This is a genomic window from Siminovitchia thermophila (assembly GCF_016909185.1).
GTDB lineage: Bacteria > Bacillota > Bacilli > Bacillales > Bacillaceae_C > Siminovitchia > Siminovitchia thermophila.
Window position 1 is genome coordinate 71,248 of the sequence record NZ_JAFBFH010000002.1, and the last position, 16,783, is coordinate 88,030.

The following is a 16,783-nucleotide window of genomic DNA, read 5'->3' on the forward strand; positions in this document are numbered from 1 at the left end:
AGTAAAGTGAAACATGAATATCATACTATATTCTTTTTTTGACGGTCAACCTATTACTAGATTTATATCTAAATTTTTTTAGGCATTATTTGATCTTTCTTTGCTTCAATAGCCCTGCCGCGATGGGGGTTAATAACAGGATGACCGCCACCGGCAAAAACCACACTCCAAATTCGCCGCTCCACCCCAGTGCAATGGATACTGATTCAAATGTGATGAGCACAAAAATAATAAGGCATATGTTTTTTATTTGATTGACCATCTTTCGGCTTAATAAGTAAAATTGTTTCGCATTGGATTCGTTTAAGCGTTCGGGATAATTATGAAGTTCCGGTCTTTTTTCGAAAAATCGCATGAATACAATGATGAATGCGCCCATCCCCGGCAAAATAAGCAATTTGGATTTAGAGCCCCAACGATCCACTTCACCAAGAGCATTATAATGTGCGGGCACTTTGTCGGGAAGTTGATTCCAGATGAAAATGAGTAAAAGAATGGAAGCCATATAAAGTGAACATCCGATAATATCCCAGAACCATTCACTCTTTGTTTTCGGTATCTTTAACTTGGGTCGTTCCCATGAATTTGACATTAGATCACTCCACAAAAAACTTTTATACACATTTTTATTGTCACTGAAATAAAAAACAGCGGTTATGAGTTATGATATAGATATGCTTTTAAGACAGAATCGTTGTTATGAGTTAGGAGGTTTCATATGAACAAAAAGGCGTTTTGGATAGCAACTTTCACGATTATCATATGGTCGTCGGGATTTGCCGCTGTTAGGGCCAGCTTACTCGGAGGATATACCCCTTCCCACCTTGTGCTTCTCCGCTTTTTGATCGCTTCCGGTGTTTTTTTATTATATGCTTTATGGCCGAGTGTTCATATAAAGTTGCCGGCAAAAAAGGACATTCCGCGCATTATTTTTCTTGGCTTCATGGGGATCAGCGTGTACCAAATCGGATTCACATTTGGCGTCCAAACGGTTTCCGCAGGCACCGCCAGTATGATCATCGGTTCAGCACCCATTTTTACATCAATTCTCGCCGTTATCATTTTAAAAGAAAAAATGGATTTGTTTGGCTGGATCGGCTTGGGGATAGGGTTTATCGGAATCATTTTAATTACTATCGGAACATCAGGAGCTTCTTTTACAATTTCCAAGGGTACTATTTATATTTTGATCAGCACGATCGCCACGTCCATCTTTTTTGTTTATCAAAAACCGCTACTGGCGAAATATCATCCGATTGATTTAACGGCATATTTTACGTGGGCCGGAACGCTGCCCATGCTTTTCTTTATGCCCGGGTTATGGGAAAACATTCAAAATGCCGACTTCGGCGCTCATGTATCTGCTCTTTATGTTGGTATTTTCCCTGCAGCGATCGCGTACGCCACGTGGGCCATCGCCTTGTCCGCAGGAAATGCCACGACCATTTCCAGCATGCTTTATCTGGAACCGGCGCTCGCCATCATCATCGCGTGGTTATGGTTGAACGAATGGCCCAATACTCTCTCCCTGATTGGAGGAGCCATTGCCCTCACAAGTGTATTTGTTGTGAATTTTGTAGGAAAAAAGCGATACATAACCAAAAAGAAACTTGAGTAATGAACGAGCTTCCAGCATGATGTGCCTCCAAAAGTTAGATTACCAATTCTAACTTTTGGAGTTCAGCACAAAATGGGGGAGTCTTTTTTGAGAAATTATTCATATGTTGATCTCCAAGGCAACCGGACAATGATCACTGCCCATTACGTCACAATGAATATATGAATCTATCAATCGTTCTTGCAACTTTTGTGAAACGATAAAATAATCGATCCGCCATCCAATATTCCTTTCCCTTACCTTGTTCATGTATGACCACCATGTATAAGCGCCTTCCTTATCTGGATAAAAGTGGCGGAACGCATCAATAAAGCCATGTTCAAGCAATCTGGAAAATTTCCCCCGTTCCTCTTCTGTAAATCCCGAGTTTCCCCTGTTCGACTTGAAGTTTTTTAAATCGATGTCTTGATGGGCCACATTGAGGTCACCACATAAAATGACCGGTTTTTGGCGATCTAATTCTTTTACATATACAAGCATGCGGTCTTCCCAATCCAAACGGTAAGGTAAGCGGGCCAAATCCCTTTGCGCATTGGGCGTATACACATTGACAAGGAAAAAATCCGCGAATTCCAACGTAATGATCCGGCCTTCTTCCTCAACGTCAGAATCACCAACCCCATATTTGACAGAGATCGGTTTGTGTTTGGTAAATACGGCTGTTCCGGAGTAGCCTTTCTTCACCGCATAGTTCCAATATTGTTCATACCCTTTCAGTTCCAAGTCAATTTGTCCAGCTTGCAGCTTTGTTTCCTGGACGCAAAAAATATCGGCATCCACTTGATGAAAGTAATCGAGAAAACCTTTACGTATGCAAGCTCTTAATCCATTGACGTTCCAAGATACAAGTTTCATCCCGTCATTTTCTCCTCTATTGCTATTCTCTCTACCTATTTTGCCACTGTTTTTATCAGTAAACAAGCAGCGCAAAACTTTGGTATGGGAGACGATACATTTTCATACAACAAAAGCGCCACCGCTACCCCATTAAAGGAACTGGGACACAACTAAATCAGCTGATGAAAAAACGAACAATAAAGTGAAACTTCATTCAGTAGGGATTTTTTTCCATCTCCTACTGAATGTTAGTTGAACCAATCGGGCATTTAGGTGCCGTTTTCACACACTTAGGCCTTTTGTATTCACTCAAGATTTTGAAGCGGGAGTCCTACGGCACCTTACATGCGGGATAAAGTGAAACTTCATTCAGTAGGAATTTTTTCCACCTCCTACTGAATGTTAGTTAAACCAATCGGGCATTTAGGTGCCGTTTTCACACACTTAGGCCTTTTGTATTCACTCAAGATTTTGAAGCGGGAGTCCTACGGCACCTTACATGCCGGGTAAATTGTCCTAGTGTATAATACGAAATCTTTTAGCGTAGTCAAAATAGGTAGTCTCCTGCGGGAATAGCTCGAGTTGGAGCTGTGCCCGCAGGAAAGCGACCTTTGCTTTCCGAAGAAGCTGAAAAGACCTGCGGAAAGCGAAATATGTTGACGTAGCGATGATAGGGATTTTTTAACACAAATAGGGGCATGTAAAAATGAAATAAACCGCATGGAATCAAGTTTAAAACCTTGATTTCACGCGATTTTATTCTCACGATCTTTATGATTATGAATCAGCTTTCAACCTATGTCCCAGCCTGTTTACAATTCCTTTTTAACTTCATATTTCTTCATTGTTTCAACAACCTTGTCAAAGTCCTTTTTTGATTTTACCGGTATTCCTTGTAGCAACTCCTGATGTTGTTTGCTTTCCAATTTTTTCACATCAATTTGAAAAAATGATTGGATAATGTCCGACTCCTCCGGCTTTCCATTGAAAATGGATAATGTGCCGTCTTCCGTAATGCCAAAATATCCGTTCATTTTTGACAAAGGTGAGATGTCATTCACTTTCTTTTCAAAAACAAGATAGTCTTCACTCATATCGACCAGCCGCCATTTTTCATACTTTGCCCAAAAGTCTTCGAGGGCCCATATTGTTTCAGTAAGCGTCTCTTCGCTTTCTTCTCCGTCAATATATACTCTTTTTAACTTGATGGTCAGTTCTAAGGGCTTTTCCGGAATCAGCAATTCCTTCTCTTCACTGGCTTGTACATGACTGGGTGATTGGTTGAGATCAACAATGAAAAAGCTGCCGCAGCAAATCATCGTGAAGGCTAATACAGCTTTCATTACAACACTCATCATGAATCACCTCAAGTTCTTAGTTCATTTTATACATATAGTGTGACCATACTTTTACATGATTATCCAATAAAAAAAAGCTTTTCCAAAAGAATTCCTCTTTTGGGAAAGCTTTATTTAGTTATGGTATACTTCTTGAACATCATCATCGTCTTCAAGCATATCGATGAGGTTTTCCAGCTTTTCTTCCTGCTCTTCCGTTAATGACGCATCGGTTTGTGGAACCATTGTCATTTCAGCCGTCATAAATTCAAAGCCGGCCTCTTCGAGACTTTCTTTTACATCCATGAAATTTTCCGGTTCTGTATATATTTCGAAGGCCTCATCGCTCGTTTCCATATCTTCCGCTCCAGCTTCGATTACCTGCAGCAACAGTTCTTCCTCATCTAAGTCATCATAGTTGCTCCTGTCGATCACCAAGTATCCTTTCCGGTTAAACATATAGGAAACACAACCGGTTTCGCCGAGATTTCCGCCATTTTTCGTAAAAGCGTGGCGGACGTTTGAAGCGGTCCTGTTTTTATTGTCGGTCAAACACACTACCATGACCGCTGCACCACCGGGCCCGTATCCTTCATAAATAATTTCTTCGTACTGTTCCGCATTTTGGCTGCCAGTGGCTTTGTCAATTGCACGCTTTATATTGTCATTCGGCATATTTGCCGATTTTGCTTTATCCACGACAAGCCGTAGCGCCGGGTTTGTATCCGGATCGCCCCCGCCACTTTTGGCCGCGACGTACAGTTCTTTGGCAAGCTTTTGAAATATCTTGCCGCGCTTTGCATCTTGTGCGTTTTTTCTGCGTTGAATATTTTTCCATTTGGAATGTCCTGCCATTTAAAATCCCCCTATCCTTTCACCTGTACTTAATCATATATTGAATCATCTTTTCTTGGCAAATAAGAAATTTTGGAATACCACCGAAAATATTTTACACTTTGAGCGAAACTGTTTGCAATCCGAAACTAGTTACAGACCGTTTTTCACCTTTGCCATCACGGTTTTTATAAATTGCATTCGCTTTTTGTACTGTTTGAACGTAATGGTTTCTAAATGATGCCTTCGATTGGTTCTTTCTTTTTTCCTGCTATTCATATAATAAATCCATTCACGGAAAATATCGGTTGGATACACGAGAGCAGCCAAAAACGGGGGATCGTTTTGATAACGATTGATTTCCATATAGTCGGAAAATAGCCGCTCGCTTGACCATTGAAGCGACGGCAAAATGCGATTGCAAAATTGAAGAAGATCAATGTGGCTCGGCCCGATGCTGATCAGGTCAAAATCTATTAAGTATAAAGAGCCGTCAGCTTTTCTTATAAAATTGTGGTGTGCAACGTCACCATGTAATATACAATACGGCCCCTCCAAGAAATAATCCGCATGGCGCTTCAAGAATTGAATGGCCCACTCCCCTGCAAACATGTAATGCTTCATATACGGGTAAAGGCCTGTATCTTCATAAGAACCCATTTTCTTTTTAAAATCCAGCAACCGTCTATCCCATTTTTTTAGTTGATCAAACAAAGCAAGATGGGGTGTAAACTGATCGGTAAATCGGGCTGTAGTAGCATGAAAATGAGAAAGAAGCGCGAGGGCGTCCTTTCGGCAGCGGGCGCTTCCATAGTGAAATGGTTCATCTTGCTTTTGTTCAATATGCCGGATTAAACCAAATACGCGACCATCAAAATAGATCGCCCCGATAGGATGAAAATCGTACGTATTCTGAAAGCCGTTTTCAAATAAATAATGAGTCAAACGGATTTGGGTATGCAACTTTTTTCGCGCGGCAAACTCCTTGACTATCCACCGTTCTTTTTCTGATTGTATGAGCCAAACCCCTTTTTTGACGTGAAAAATATGACGAAAATGGTGGCCAACTACCTTTTTTATATAAAGAAGGAGACGGTTTTCAAATCCGTCTCTCTTTCGTTTCGCTTGATTATTCATTTTCTTCTCCGGCTTCATCTCTTGGCATCTCGAATTGTCCCATTCCTCCCGGCATTGGCTGTGCGTATGGGTAAGACTGCCCCCCTCCATAAGGAGCGGCCATCGGGGTCCCATATGGTGCCGCCATCTGGGCACCGTATGGTGCAGCCGGCATCGCAGGGTATCCTCCATAAGGTTGTGTATATCCTTGCATTGGCATTCCCTGTGGCGGATCATCGTTATCATCATCCCAATCCATTCCATGCATGACATGACCGTGATGATATCCTTGATGATGATGACCGTGGTGATGATGCATGAATGGGCTTGATGAGCTGGAAGATTCGTCACCCCAATACTGCTGCGGCATCTCGTATTCCACTGCGGGCATCACTTGTGGCATTTGGCCATACATTGGCATTTGTCCGTACATCGGCATCTGACCGTACATCGGCATCTGGCCATACATCGGCATCTGACCGTACATCGTTTGCGGATAAGCCATTGCCCCTTGCACTTGCGGCATCATTGAATGCGGATACGGGTAACATGGATCACACACGGGCATAACCGGGTAGCAATAAGAATACATAGGCTGAGTATAACCTCCTTGTACAGGCATCACGGGCATTTCTATAGATTCTTCATGATGTACATGCTCTTTTTCTTTTACTGCTTGCTGAACTTGGGCCTGCGTTTGGCTCATATTCATCATATAATAATTATTAACGTCAATCTCCGGCAACGGCTGCGGCATTACTGGCTGATATATTTTGTGCGGTTTTTCTTTCGGCACTTCTTTAATCACCTCTTTTTTTGGTGGTTGTGCTTTTTTCGGCGGTTGTACTTTTTTCGGCGGTTGTACTTTTTTGGGCGGATGTGCTTTTTTTGGCACTTCTTTATGCCCATGCATTTGATGGTGATGCATTTCTTTTTTTACTGCAGCACCTCCTGCTGGCACCTTTATTTTCATACCGGGCATAATCATATCAGGGTTGGACAACTGTGCATTCATTTTTTTTAACTCTTCGAAATCCACGCCGTATTTTTGCGCGATCTTCCAAAGCGTGTCGCCCTTTTGAACGATATGAATCTTCACTAATTTCCCCTCCTCTTGCATACGTCCATATAGTGTATGATTGTGTGGGCAAATTGTTATTTTTTCCTCTTCAAAATACATATGAAATAATGAAAGCCTTTATGAGTCTTATAAAGATCCGTCTCGTACCGGAAGAGTTCAAGCGGCTGTAAATATGTGATACTATTTAATCGTAAGCATTGGAAACGGAGGACTCCTGATGAAAAAAGAAAGGAAATTGCTTGGGGAAGAAAGAAGAGCTTGGATACTGGAATATTTAAAACAAAACAATGGTCCGATAACCGGAACGGCTTTGGCGAAAAAAGCAAATGTCAGCAGGCAGGTTATTGTTGGGGATATTACATTGTTAAAAGCACATAACGAACCCATCATCGCCACGAGTCAAGGTTACTTATATATGCCGGTGATGAGCAGCGAACGTGTCGAGAAAATAGTAGCTTGCTGCCATGAGCGGGATATAACTGAAGAGGAACTCAATATCATCGTTGATCATGGGGTTACAGTGAAAGATGTAAAAGTGGAGCATCCAGTATATGGAGATTTGACCGCCTCCATCATGGTTTCGAACCGACAAGAAGTGAACGCTTTTTTAAAAGAAATTAACAAAACAAATGCACCATTATTGTCGCAACTAACAGCTGGGATGCATTTACACACATTGTCCGCACCAAATAGGCAAATGATTGAAAGGGCAGAGGCCGCACTTTCAAAAGCGGGGATTTTAGTCGAAGAAAACTAACAAGCGGAAATGCTTCAATAAGCGCACTTCCGCTTGTTTTCTTATCAGCCTCCCGAGCTGACAACTTCCACTTTGGCCACAAACTCGAGCCGGCGTAATTTCCCCAGAAGTTCATCCATATTGACATTCATTTCTGTCACATCCAGAGACAGTGTAACGTTTGCCCGTCCCTGTAACGGAATTGTTTGGTGAATCGTTAATACGTTGCATGAACAGCTAGCCACGATACTAAGCAGCTTAGATAGTGCGCCCGGCTTATCTTCAAGGAAAAAAAACAATGAAATGATTTTTTCTTTCACAACGGTATGGAAGGGAAATACCGTATCTCTATATTTATAAAAAGCACTTCGACTTAAATCGACTTGCTGAACGGCGTCCCATATCGACTCTGCCGTTCCCCGCTCCAGCAGAGCCTTTGCTTCCAACGTTTTTTTCATGGCTTCAGGCAAAACGTCTTCCCGTACGAGATAGAATTTTTGATCAATTTCCCTTTTCCCCACCATAGTTCCCCTCCATACAAAGAACTAATCCATAAATTCAAATTCGTAATCAAACAGGCGAACGGTATCGCCATCTTTCGCTCCCCGCTCTCGAAGCGCATCATCCACACCGATAGACCTTAATTGGCGGGCAAATCGGCGGACGGCTTCTTCCCGGGAAAAGTCGGTCATTTTAAATAATCTTTCAATCTTGTCACCACTGACAACAAAGCTTCCGTCCGGATCGCGCGTAATGGTAAACGGCTTTTCCTCCTCTTCATGTTTGTAAACAACCCGATGTATCTCCTTTTCATCAGGCAATTCTTCATGAAGGGGGAATTGAGGCGTCACTTCAAGTAAATCGGCTATGGCGAACAGAACTTCCCGTACACCTTCCCTCGTAATTGCTGAGATAGGATAAACAGGATATTCGTTCTGGAGCTTTTCTTTAAATGCCTTTATATTTTCTTGAGCAGAAGGGATGTCCATTTTGTTGGCAACAATGATTTGCGGTCTTTCCAGCAAACGCAAGTTATACTGCTGTAATTCCTCGTTGATCGTTATATAATCTTCGTACGGGTCTCTCCCTTCCATCCCCGACATGTCGATAACATGAACGATGACTCTTGTCCGTTCGACATGGCGAAGAAATTGATGGCCAAGCCCGACTCCTTCGTGCGCTCCTTCGATTAACCCAGGCAGATCTGCCATGACGAAACTTCGGTCATCATCCGTTGACACAACGCCAAGGTTGGGCTTAATCGTTGTAAAATGGTATTCCGCAATTTTTGGCTTTGCCGCTGATACAACAGACAGAAACGTGGACTTTCCTACATTCGGAAAACCGACTAGTCCGACATCGGCAAGCAGCTTTAATTCAAGTGTAACGTTTCTTTCCTGGCCAGGTTCGCCATTTTCAGCGACTTCAGGGGCTGGATTTGCTGGTGTGGCAAAGCGGACGTTTCCTCTTCCGCCGCGTCCTCCTTTGGCGATAACAGCTCTTTGACCGTCTTTGATCAAATCCGCAATCACTTCTCCTGTATCTTCGTCGGTCACAACAGTTCCAGGAGGCACTTTGACGATAAGATCTTCTGCACCTTTACCGTGTTGCCCTTTTGACATTCCGTTTTCTCCGCGCTTGCCTTTAAAATGCTTTTGGTATCTGAAGTCCATGAGCGTTCGCAGACCTTCGTCTACAACAAAGATAACGCTGGCTCCTTTGCCGCCGTCGCCTCCGGCCGGTCCGCCCATTGGTTCATATTTTTCACGACGGAACGCTACCATGCCGTTTCCGCCATCTCCACCTTTAACATATACTTTTACTCGATCGACAAACATTAAGGACACTCCATTCTGGCCATCTAACTTTCCAAACAAAACAATACTTGAATTTGATATTCATTTTCCGATAACTGTTCATATGTTACATGATCCGGATACACATCTTTGCGAAAGAGCCAACTTTTCAGTTCCGACTCATTTTCTATTATACCGTGGAATTGAAAAAGAAAACCGACGGTATCTTTTCCTGATTCGATTGTCAAATATAGGCAGTTATCATAAATAGGTAATGATACCCGGTTTAACTCTTCAAAAAATTCTCCCATCCAATCTGAAAGCAGTTGATCATCCAGATCCAGCTTTTCCACTCCGTTGACAATTTCATATTCAAGACGAAAACGATACCCTTTCCAGTTGTGTGTCAACAATAATTCAGCAAAGCGAAATAGCTTTAGATTGGAAAGAATTGCTTCCTGCTTCATTTCCAGTACAATTTCATCCATAATGCGCTTAGCCTGTTCTGTTTTTCCCATGGAAAGGTTTCCTTTAATTAACTGTAATCTATTTAACCACTCGTGGCGCGTATATCGAAGTATTTCTACTACTGTCCAATTTTCGCTCATCCCTTGTTCTCCCCAGTCTGGTCTTTACAAATTATATTATAGTATAACAAATTTCTCCTCTATGGAAGCGACTTAGAGTTGTACTTGAAGTAATTGTACCATTGATAAAATGACCGGTGAACATCTTTAGGAGGAAAACATATATTTTTGAGACATCAATTATTCACAAAAAAAACTCTAACCCCAAATGGTTAGAGTTTTTATCACTATTGTGCCTGCGGATATACGCTCACTTTTTTCTTATCGCGGCCAAGCCGTTCGAACCGAACAACGCCGTCCACTTTAGCAAAAAGGGTATCGTCTTTCCCGCGACCGACGTTTTCACCTGGATGAATCTTTGTGCCTCGCTGACGGTAAAGAATCGAACCGCCGGAAACGTATTGTCCATCTGCACGTTTAGCGCCAAGTCTTTTAGCTTCAGAGTCCCTGCCGTTTTTCGTGGAACCTGCTCCTTTTTTCGTTGCGAAAAATTGAAGATCCAATTTCAACATGTGATTCACCCCCTATTTTTAACGTTAACTTTTAAATAATCTTTATAATCACGTTCGATTGTTTCTAATGAAATAACCATGCCCTCAAGCAACAGCTGAACTTGTTTGGAAGTTTCCAACGGCAAGTCCGCGGGCAGCTTGCATGACAGATAACCGCTTTCCGACTGTTCTATGTTTAGAGTGACACCCGTCAGTGCCATCACTGCATTCAGGCTGCCAAAAGCAACTGCTGAAGCGCCGGCACAGACGATATCTGCGCCTTTTTCTGCAAACTCGGCATGCCCGGTCATCGTAAAAGATTCAATCTTGCCTTTGGAATCTTTATATATTTCAACGAGAATCATGGATCTGTTACGCGTTGATTTTTTCGATGATCAGTTTTGTATATGGCTGACGGTGGCCTTGTTTTTTACGGTAATTCTTCTTAGGCTTGTATTTGAAAACAACGACCTTCTTTTGACGGCCTTGTTGCTCCACCTTGGCAGTTACGGTGGCACCTTCAACAAATGGGCTGCCAACTTTCACATCTTCACCACCGACAAAAAGCACTTTGTCAAAAGTGTATGTGTCACCTTCAGTCGCATCCAACTTTTCAACAAAGATTGCTTGGCCTTCTTCAACCTTTATTTGTTTTCCGCCTGTTTCAATGATTGCGTACAATGTATCGCACCTCCTCAATAACTAAGACTCGCCAGACTCAGGTGTCTTATACTGGATAAGCGCTTGTGTACCTGTGCTGTGCGGTTGTAGCACGGGTGCTACAATCTAACATAAAAATACTATCACATTCTCATGCCTTATGTCAATAGCGCTTCTCTTCATTTTACTACTCTTTCTTTTACTTCGAAAGCGCTCTGATCAAAGATACTGCCAATTCATTTACTTGGTTTATTCTCAGATTCTATATTTGGGAGAATTTTGTTTCATATTCGATCATTGATTTCAAGTAGACTCAATGATGTTCAATCATGATACACGATATCCTTCAAGCGTGCACGTATTTGCTTTTCTGCAAAGAAGGCATGCAACATTTCGTTTTCATCCAGTTTTCCGAGCATTCGTTTCCCATCATCCACATGGATGACATGCTTACAGCCACGCCTGAATTGCTCCATGATCGAGGACACATATTCGCTTCCTTCCACCTCAATCACATCAAGCTTTTTAAAACCTGTTTGCTTCCCGCTATACCGCTCTAATAAAAACCGGATAAAGGAAAATCTCATTTGATTCCATTGGTGCCACAATGATGCATATAAATACACTAGAACAATCCACACATTCAGGTTAAACGGAAATACGATCAAAAAAAGACAAAGAAGAAACGTCAAAACAATAAAGGAACAAAGCAATGATTGTTTGAAAGCCGTTAAAAACGGTTGCCGGGAACTCAAATATAAATAAATAACCTTGCCACCATCAAGCGGCCATACAGGCAGAAGATTAAACAAAAAGACCATTATGTTAAACTGTTGAAACATTGTTGCAAATTCCATCGAAATGACTTCATTTGTCCCCAGAATAAAGACAGTTGCCGCCATCCATATATGCTGAAAAGGACCGGCAAGGACGACAAGCAGTTCTTCAATAACAGGCCGATTTCCATGTTCATCCACTTCACAAATACCACCAAACGGCATAATCAAGATGCGATTGATTTTCCACGAAAAAAAATGGGCACAAGTGGCATGTCCCATCTCGTGAATAAAAACAATCAAAAACAATGTGAGCAATTCCCAATAATAACCCGTGATAATGGCAAAACAAGCCACAATCCAAAAGAGAGGATGAAAATGTATCTTTCTTAAAAGTCGTCCGTAGTTATTCAACATTAATCACCTGGAGGGGATCAATAAAAACATCTCCCTTTTTAATGGCAATATAAAATTTTCCTGAATAACTTTCTTCACCAGATGACACGGTTCCCAACACTTTTCCGCCTTCAATACGTTCATGTGGTTTTACATGAAGCTTGTTCAGATGGGCATACCATGATTCAGTATCGTCTTCATGTTGCACAATCACTGTGTTGCCGGTATCTGCTTTTTTTCCTGCAAAAATAACGATTCCGCCGGCAATAGCTTCAACCTGAGCCTGATGTTCCGTTTCGATCATGATCCCACGGCCATCTTGATCGAAATTTTCGGCGATTTTAGCTCCAACAGGTAAGGCATAGTCTGTTTCTATCCCCGTTTGGATAATGTCTCCATCTGCCTTGTCCTTGTCGGGAAATAGAGCAAGCGGTTTGCCAAAACGGCCTTCATACCACTCAGAAACAGCGGCAAAACGGAATTCCGTTTCCATTGCTTCGTTGACGACTGATTTAGCCGCTTGAAATGCCGGGGATTCGGATTTGTAAATGATACTGACAAGGAGAATGAGCGTTATGGAAGCGAGAACTTTGAATATAAATACTTCACGATTCCAAAGAGGATGAAATTTTTCCTGATTTTTTGAATCATATAGAGAATGCTCATCCGTATAATTGCTGTCAATCCATTCATTTGACCACTGAATACCTTTATCCTTTTTCCGGTCATAGGACTTTCTTCTCTTGGCAATTCGCTTTTTTATTTGATTTACCCGATGGTTCACACCCCGCCATCTCCCTTACCAAGTTTCTACTACCCTATGACTTGTCTCTCCCTATTATGCTTCGGTTGTGAAGAAAAGACGGGGCGTTCCTTTGTAAAATTAATTGTATGCTGTTAGTTGTTCGCGAAGCAGAATACAAACTTCTCATAAAGTTTTTCCTCACTATTCCGAACGAACATTTTAACTTCCAAAGTCACTTTCCCGTAAAGAATTTTGATGTTCGTTTTGCGATGTTAACATCGCCACCGCTGTCTGTTCTCCTATTTCTGCTCCTTTGATGGCCGCTCGTTTCATTGCAAACAAACGATGTGCCCGCTAATAGGTAGACTTTTTTTCAGAAAATCTCTGGTTTGGACAGGCAAGATCAGAACCGCTTGATGACAACTTATTGGAAACTTGCGCTGGTTGAACACGACTACGCCTGAACCGAACCCTGTTCATCGAAAGCGTCGAGGCTGCCATCGCCATTGTCGCACTCTATATGCGCCTGAACCGAACTCTGTTTATCGAAAGCTCCATATCCGATCATGATCTCCCGGCCGCTGAAATGCCGATTTGCAAATTCCCAGTCCGAAACACAAAAAACCTATAAAAATGAATAAACCGCATGAAATCAATTGAAACACCTTGATTTCACGCGGTTTATTTTCACGATTGGACGAATAGCAATTCGTTTTCAACTTATGTCCCAGCTTCACCGATTATCGAGATCCAAAAAGCTGTTTAATTCGAGTGAAGAATCCGGATTTATCTTCTTCCAGGGGCTGAAGCGGTACAGATTCCCCAAGAATCCGTCTTGCGATATTTCGGTATGCGATTGATGTTTTACTTTCCGGATTGAGGGCAATGGGTTCACCCTCGTTGGATGACTTGATGACTTCTTCGTCGTCTTGCACGATACCGAGCAGATCGATGGATAAGTGCTGTGTAATATCATCCACGTCGAGGACATCACCCTCACGCATCATCCTCGGCCTGATTCTATTAATAATCAATTTGGGAGGCTCAATATTCTCTTCTTTTTCAAGAAGGCCGATAATTCTGTCCGCATCACGGACAGCGGAAATTTCAGGTGTCGTTACAACGATCGCCTTGTCTGCTCCGGCAATCGCATTCCTGTAACCTTGTTCAATTCCCGCAGGGCAATCAATGAGAACATAATCATAATCTTGCTTGAGCTCGGCCACAAGTTCTCTCATCTGCTCAGGTGTGACCGCCGTTTTATCGCTTGTTTGTGCCGCTGGAAGCAAAAACAGCTTGTCCTCAAACCTTTTGTCTTTTACAATTGCTTGGTGAGGCTTGCAACGCTTCTCAACAACATCTACAAGATCATAAATAATCCTGTTTTCAAGCCCCAGCACAACATCGAGATTGCGAAGGCCAATATCCGTATCTATCAAACACACTTTTTTCCCCTGCAAGGCAAGTGATGTACCCAGGTTTGCCGAAGTTGTTGTCTTTCCGACTCCTCCCTTGCCGGATGTTATTACAATCGCCTCACCCATAATAATGTCCCCCTTTAAATCTCGTAATATTCGGTCGTAAGTGTTTTAACACTTGTAATCGATCAATGATAATTTGATGATTCCTGTCTATGTAGGCACATTCCATTTGGTGACGTTCCTCCTGATCGTAATGGTCGGGAGAACGGCTGATGCAATCAGAAATTCTTAACTGTGACGGGGTCATGAATGAGGCAACGATAACGGCTTCATTTCTGCCCGTGTATCCGGCATGGGCAATCCCTTTTAATGCCCCCATGATAAAAATATTACCGCCTGCCCTTACCGTGCCGCCTGGATTAACATCTCCCACGAGAAGTAAGTCCCCCGGCACTTCTAAAATTTGCCCGGATCTTACGATCGTTGCGACGGAAGTTACTTCCTGGCTCTCGATGACCGTTTTGGCCTCTTCTTTTGAAATGACATTGCTGTCTATTTCCTCCACGATCAGGTTTTGTTTTTGCCGAATAAGTTCTTTGATTTCTTCTTCTTGTTCAGGATTTAAATAGCGGTTGCCCGTAAGAATGCGAACTGAAATAAGCGGACTTTCCTCTAATCCTTGAAATTCCGCAAGCTTCTCTTCCAGCTCTATTAAAATATCTTCATACGAACAACGATCATTTAACTGAAGCGAAAGACCGCTCTTCGTTCCTTTAATCATTACATTTTGTCTTTTCATGAATTAGCGGGCTTCAAGGAATTGCATTCATTGGGCCCTTACTTCTCCTTTCAACGACGAACATCTTATCCGGTACAGTTTGATGAACACCAGCAAGGTTCATTTCTTCTATTTTCGACAATCGCTGGCGATTTCCCTTTTTCGTGGGCAAATTTTCATCATCTCCGTATTATTCGGATGACAGTTGCTTATGCAAATGTTGCAGCCATCTTGTATATGGGATAAAAATGATGAAATAGAAAATTAAATTCAGTACAAGAGATGGCAGCAGTCTGTTTTCAAGAAACTCCATCATTGTTACAGGAACATTGAAAAGCAGTATGTTTAATCCAAAAATGAGCGATTCCACCAGTGAAATATTCACGATCACAATCAGCCCTACAGTCAGCACATTGATATGTAAAATCCTGATCATTTTAGAAGCTATGTAGACGGAAATGGGAAATAAAAACAGGTAAGCCCCGATAATTCCCGTAAAATATATATCAAAAATCAGTCCGAATAACGCCGCATATATGATCGTTGTGTTACGAACAAAGTATATCCCCATCAATGTTAATGCGATCAACAAAAAATGAGGGATAACCATCCGGTCTTTAAATAAAGAGGCTGTTGTAAAAAAATCAGTAAATAGGCTTTCAGCGTAAAAACAAGCAATCAATACGAGAGGAAGAAGAACCCGCTTCATTCGTCTTCCTCCTTATCCCCGGATTGCATCGAGCGGGCAACAACCATTACGTGTTCGAAATCATAGAATTCGGCAAAAGGTTTAATATAAGCGATTTGCGACAGTCCATATTGATCAAGGGTCACTTCTTCAACCGTTCCAATTTCAAGTCCTTTTGGAAAAATACCGCCTAAGCCCGAAGTAATGACATTTTGTCCTTTTTCAATTTGGGCTTCATCAATGGGCAAATCCTTCATTATCAGCATTTTCTTTTCTTTGTCGTACCCGTCAATTAAACCATGAACGGAACCCTTTGCTTGAATCAAAGCGGAAACCCTGTTTTTTGTATTATCCGAACTGAGCAATTCAATCGTTGATGTCATTTCTGATGTAGAAACAACTTTCCCAACAAGTCCTTTGGACGTAATGACGGCCATATCAGGCTTTATGCCGCTTTTTGCCCCTTTATCGATAACGATCTTTTCAAACCACCGGTCTGGTGTTCGGCCGATGACAGTGGCCTGAATCGGGGTAAAATCTCTCAAGCTTTCTTTTTTACCAAGAGCCTCGCGCAATTCAGCATTATCTTTTTTGAGCTCGGTCATTTCTTTTTCAAGTCTCGCCACTTCTTCCAAGCGAGCTTTTAATTTTTTGTTTTCTTTATATGTATTTTGCAACTCTTCAAAGCCCTCGAAAAAACCCGCTATCTTGTGTGCGGGTTTTGCAACGAGGGATTGGCCAAAACCCACGACATCTTTCACAAATTGCTCTGGCCGTGAGATATTGTCTCTGTCCCTTAATGAAAAACCGATTAAAGAAACAAGAATAATGATTCCGATTAACAAGATGATCAGCCGCTTGTTCAGAAAAAAATGTGGCATTAAAA

At 42.0% G+C, this 16,783-nt stretch carries 20 protein-coding genes, 1 pseudogene and 1 other annotated feature; of the genes and pseudogenes, 2 read left to right on the forward strand and 19 right to left on the reverse strand.

Features of this window, described 5'->3' with window-relative positions:
* Positions 1 to 85: 85 nt before the first annotated feature.
* Entirely contained in the window at positions 86 to 592 is a 507-nt protein-coding gene (locus JOC94_RS01870; RefSeq protein ID WP_205178179.1) for a DUF1648 domain-containing protein, read from the reverse strand.
* 126 nt (positions 593 to 718) lie between these two features.
* Between JOC94_RS01870 and JOC94_RS01875 the strand changes: the two genes are divergently transcribed.
* On the forward strand, positions 719 to 1,618 hold the full coding sequence (locus JOC94_RS01875; protein ID WP_205178181.1) for a DMT family transporter: 900 nt from the start codon (positions 719 to 721) through the stop codon (positions 1,616 to 1,618).
* Between the two features lie 99 nt (positions 1,619 to 1,717).
* Here JOC94_RS01875 and JOC94_RS01880 read toward each other — a convergent pair whose 3' ends face one another.
* From JOC94_RS01880 to safA, 5 genes and pseudogenes are all read right to left on the reverse strand, one after another.
* On the reverse strand, positions 1,718 to 2,473 hold the full coding sequence (locus JOC94_RS01880) for an exodeoxyribonuclease III (protein WP_205178183.1): 756 nt from the start codon (positions 2,471 to 2,473) through the stop codon (positions 1,718 to 1,720).
* A 794-nt stretch (positions 2,474 to 3,267) separates the two neighbouring features.
* Entirely contained in the window at positions 3,268 to 3,813 is a 546-nt protein-coding gene (locus JOC94_RS01885) for a BofC C-terminal domain-containing protein (protein WP_236016938.1), read from the reverse strand.
* 114 nt (positions 3,814 to 3,927) lie between these two features.
* Positions 3,928 to 4,647: a YebC/PmpR family DNA-binding transcriptional regulator gene (locus JOC94_RS01890; RefSeq protein ID WP_205178185.1), complete on the reverse strand. Its 720-nt coding sequence runs from the start codon at positions 4,645 to 4,647 to the stop codon at positions 3,928 to 3,930.
* Between the two features lie 132 nt (positions 4,648 to 4,779).
* The gene (locus JOC94_RS01895) at positions 4,780 to 5,763 is read right to left on the reverse strand and encodes an aminoglycoside phosphotransferase family protein (RefSeq protein ID WP_205178187.1); all 984 of its coding nucleotides are present in this window, start codon (positions 5,761 to 5,763) and stop codon (positions 4,780 to 4,782) included.
* A 931-nt stretch (positions 5,764 to 6,694) separates the two neighbouring features.
* Positions 6,695 to 6,841 (reverse strand): annotated as a pseudogene (gene safA / locus JOC94_RS23460) (SafA/ExsA family spore coat assembly protein); the annotation flags it as partial.
* Between the two features lie 199 nt (positions 6,842 to 7,040).
* Here safA and JOC94_RS01905 point away from each other — a divergent pair.
* Positions 7,041 to 7,580 carry a transcription repressor NadR gene (locus JOC94_RS01905; protein WP_205178198.1) on the forward strand — a complete coding sequence of 180 codons (540 nt, stop codon included), beginning with the start codon at positions 7,041 to 7,043 and terminating at the stop codon, positions 7,578 to 7,580.
* Positions 7,581 to 7,624: 44 nt separating this feature from the next.
* On the opposite strand, the gene JOC94_RS01910 is transcribed toward JOC94_RS01905, so the two are convergent.
* The 13 genes from JOC94_RS01910 to mreC form a co-directional block, all read right to left on the reverse strand.
* Positions 7,625 to 8,083 carry an ACT domain-containing protein gene (locus JOC94_RS01910; RefSeq protein ID WP_077114367.1) on the reverse strand — a complete coding sequence of 153 codons (459 nt, stop codon included), beginning with the start codon at positions 8,081 to 8,083 and terminating at the stop codon, positions 7,625 to 7,627.
* 21 nt (positions 8,084 to 8,104) lie between these two features.
* A complete protein-coding gene (gene obgE, locus JOC94_RS01915) occupies positions 8,105 to 9,397 on the reverse strand; it encodes a GTPase ObgE (protein WP_205178200.1) in 1,293 nt (430 codons plus the stop codon).
* A gap of 23 nt (positions 9,398 to 9,420) precedes the next feature.
* On the reverse strand, positions 9,421 to 9,963 hold the full coding sequence (locus JOC94_RS01920) for a Spo0B C-terminal domain-containing protein (RefSeq protein WP_205178202.1): 543 nt from the start codon (positions 9,961 to 9,963) through the stop codon (positions 9,421 to 9,423).
* A 206-nt stretch (positions 9,964 to 10,169) separates the two neighbouring features.
* The gene (gene rpmA, locus JOC94_RS01925; protein ID WP_077113057.1) at positions 10,170 to 10,454 is read right to left on the reverse strand and encodes a 50S ribosomal protein L27; all 285 of its coding nucleotides are present in this window, start codon (positions 10,452 to 10,454) and stop codon (positions 10,170 to 10,172) included.
* Positions 10,455 to 10,459: 5 nt separating this feature from the next.
* A complete protein-coding gene (locus JOC94_RS01930) occupies positions 10,460 to 10,798 on the reverse strand; it encodes a ribosomal-processing cysteine protease Prp (RefSeq protein ID WP_205178204.1) in 339 nt (112 codons plus the stop codon).
* Positions 10,799 to 10,805: 7 nt separating this feature from the next.
* Entirely contained in the window at positions 10,806 to 11,114 is a 309-nt protein-coding gene (rplU, locus tag JOC94_RS01935; RefSeq protein ID WP_205178206.1) for a 50S ribosomal protein L21, read from the reverse strand.
* Positions 11,115 to 11,128: 14 nt separating this feature from the next.
* Positions 11,129 to 11,210: a sequence feature (ribosomal protein L21 leader region), on the reverse strand.
* A 206-nt stretch (positions 11,211 to 11,416) separates the two neighbouring features.
* Positions 11,417 to 12,286, reverse strand: coding sequence for a M50 family metallopeptidase (locus JOC94_RS01940; protein ID WP_205178208.1), 870 nt, complete (start codon positions 12,284 to 12,286; stop codon positions 11,417 to 11,419).
* Positions 12,276 to 13,049 carry a peptidoglycan DD-metalloendopeptidase family protein gene (locus JOC94_RS23330; protein WP_205178211.1) on the reverse strand — a complete coding sequence of 258 codons (774 nt, stop codon included), beginning with the start codon at positions 13,047 to 13,049 and terminating at the stop codon, positions 12,276 to 12,278. The genes JOC94_RS01940 and JOC94_RS23330 overlap by 11 nt, the downstream gene beginning before the upstream one ends.
* A 180-nt stretch (positions 13,050 to 13,229) precedes the next feature.
* Positions 13,230 to 13,352 carry a hypothetical protein gene (locus JOC94_RS23135; RefSeq protein ID WP_268920941.1) on the reverse strand — a complete coding sequence of 41 codons (123 nt, stop codon included), beginning with the start codon at positions 13,350 to 13,352 and terminating at the stop codon, positions 13,230 to 13,232.
* Positions 13,353 to 13,750: 398 nt separating this feature from the next.
* The gene (gene minD / locus JOC94_RS01950) at positions 13,751 to 14,554 is read right to left on the reverse strand and encodes a septum site-determining protein MinD (RefSeq protein WP_205178213.1); all 804 of its coding nucleotides are present in this window, start codon (positions 14,552 to 14,554) and stop codon (positions 13,751 to 13,753) included.
* Positions 14,547 to 15,230, reverse strand: a complete 684-nt coding sequence (gene minC, locus JOC94_RS01955; RefSeq protein WP_077113063.1) for a septum site-determining protein MinC — start codon at positions 15,228 to 15,230, stop codon at positions 14,547 to 14,549. The genes minD and minC overlap by 8 nt, the downstream gene beginning before the upstream one ends.
* Before the next feature lie 169 nt (positions 15,231 to 15,399).
* Complete coding sequence (gene mreD, locus JOC94_RS01960) at positions 15,400 to 15,918, reverse strand: rod shape-determining protein MreD (RefSeq protein WP_205178215.1); 519 nt, start codon at positions 15,916 to 15,918, stop codon at positions 15,400 to 15,402.
* A complete protein-coding gene (gene mreC / locus JOC94_RS01965; protein ID WP_205178217.1) occupies positions 15,915 to 16,778 on the reverse strand; it encodes a rod shape-determining protein MreC in 864 nt (287 codons plus the stop codon). Before mreC ends, mreD begins: the two co-directional genes overlap by 4 nt.
* Between the last annotated feature and the right edge of the window lie 5 nt (positions 16,779 to 16,783).

What these genes read in the sequence shown, in the direction of transcription:
- JOC94_RS01870 (WP_205178179.1), bottom strand. Translation starts at nt 592, where the DNA reads ATGTCAAATTCATGGGAACGACCCAAGTTAAAGATACCGAAAACAAAG.
- JOC94_RS01875 (WP_205178181.1), top strand. Translation starts at nt 719, where the DNA reads ATGAACAAAAAGGCGTTTTGGATAGCAACTTTCACGATTATCATATGG.
- JOC94_RS01880 (WP_205178183.1), bottom strand. Translation starts at nt 2,473, where the DNA reads ATGAAACTTGTATCTTGGAACGTCAATGGATTAAGAGCTTGCATACGT.
- JOC94_RS01885 (WP_236016938.1), bottom strand. Translation starts at nt 3,813, where the DNA reads ATGATGAGTGTTGTAATGAAAGCTGTATTAGCCTTCACGATGATTTGC.
- JOC94_RS01890 (WP_205178185.1), bottom strand. Translation starts at nt 4,647, where the DNA reads ATGGCAGGACATTCCAAATGGAAAAATATTCAACGCAGAAAAAACGCA.
- JOC94_RS01895 (WP_205178187.1), bottom strand. Translation starts at nt 5,763, where the DNA reads ATGAATAATCAAGCGAAACGAAAGAGAGACGGATTTGAAAACCGTCTC.
- JOC94_RS01905 (WP_205178198.1), top strand. Translation starts at nt 7,041, where the DNA reads ATGAAAAAAGAAAGGAAATTGCTTGGGGAAGAAAGAAGAGCTTGGATA.
- JOC94_RS01910 (WP_077114367.1), bottom strand. Translation starts at nt 8,083, where the DNA reads ATGGTGGGGAAAAGGGAAATTGATCAAAAATTCTATCTCGTACGGGAA.
- obgE (WP_205178200.1), bottom strand. Translation starts at nt 9,397, where the DNA reads ATGTTTGTCGATCGAGTAAAAGTATATGTTAAAGGTGGAGATGGCGGA.
- JOC94_RS01920 (WP_205178202.1), bottom strand. Translation starts at nt 9,963, where the DNA reads ATGAGCGAAAATTGGACAGTAGTAGAAATACTTCGATATACGCGCCAC.
- rpmA (WP_077113057.1), bottom strand. Translation starts at nt 10,454, where the DNA reads ATGTTGAAATTGGATCTTCAATTTTTCGCAACGAAAAAAGGAGCAGGT.
- JOC94_RS01930 (WP_205178204.1), bottom strand. Translation starts at nt 10,798, where the DNA reads ATGATTCTCGTTGAAATATATAAAGATTCCAAAGGCAAGATTGAATCT.
- JOC94_RS01940 (WP_205178208.1), bottom strand. Translation starts at nt 12,286, where the DNA reads ATGTTGAATAACTACGGACGACTTTTAAGAAAGATACATTTTCATCCT.
- minD (WP_205178213.1), bottom strand. Translation starts at nt 14,554, where the DNA reads ATGGGTGAGGCGATTGTAATAACATCCGGCAAGGGAGGAGTCGGAAAG.
- minC (WP_077113063.1), bottom strand. Translation starts at nt 15,230, where the DNA reads ATGAAAAGACAAAATGTAATGATTAAAGGAACGAAGAGCGGTCTTTCG.
- mreD (WP_205178215.1), bottom strand. Translation starts at nt 15,918, where the DNA reads ATGAAGCGGGTTCTTCTTCCTCTCGTATTGATTGCTTGTTTTTACGCT.
- mreC (WP_205178217.1), bottom strand. Translation starts at nt 16,778, where the DNA reads ATGCCACATTTTTTTCTGAACAAGCGGCTGATCATCTTGTTAATCGGA.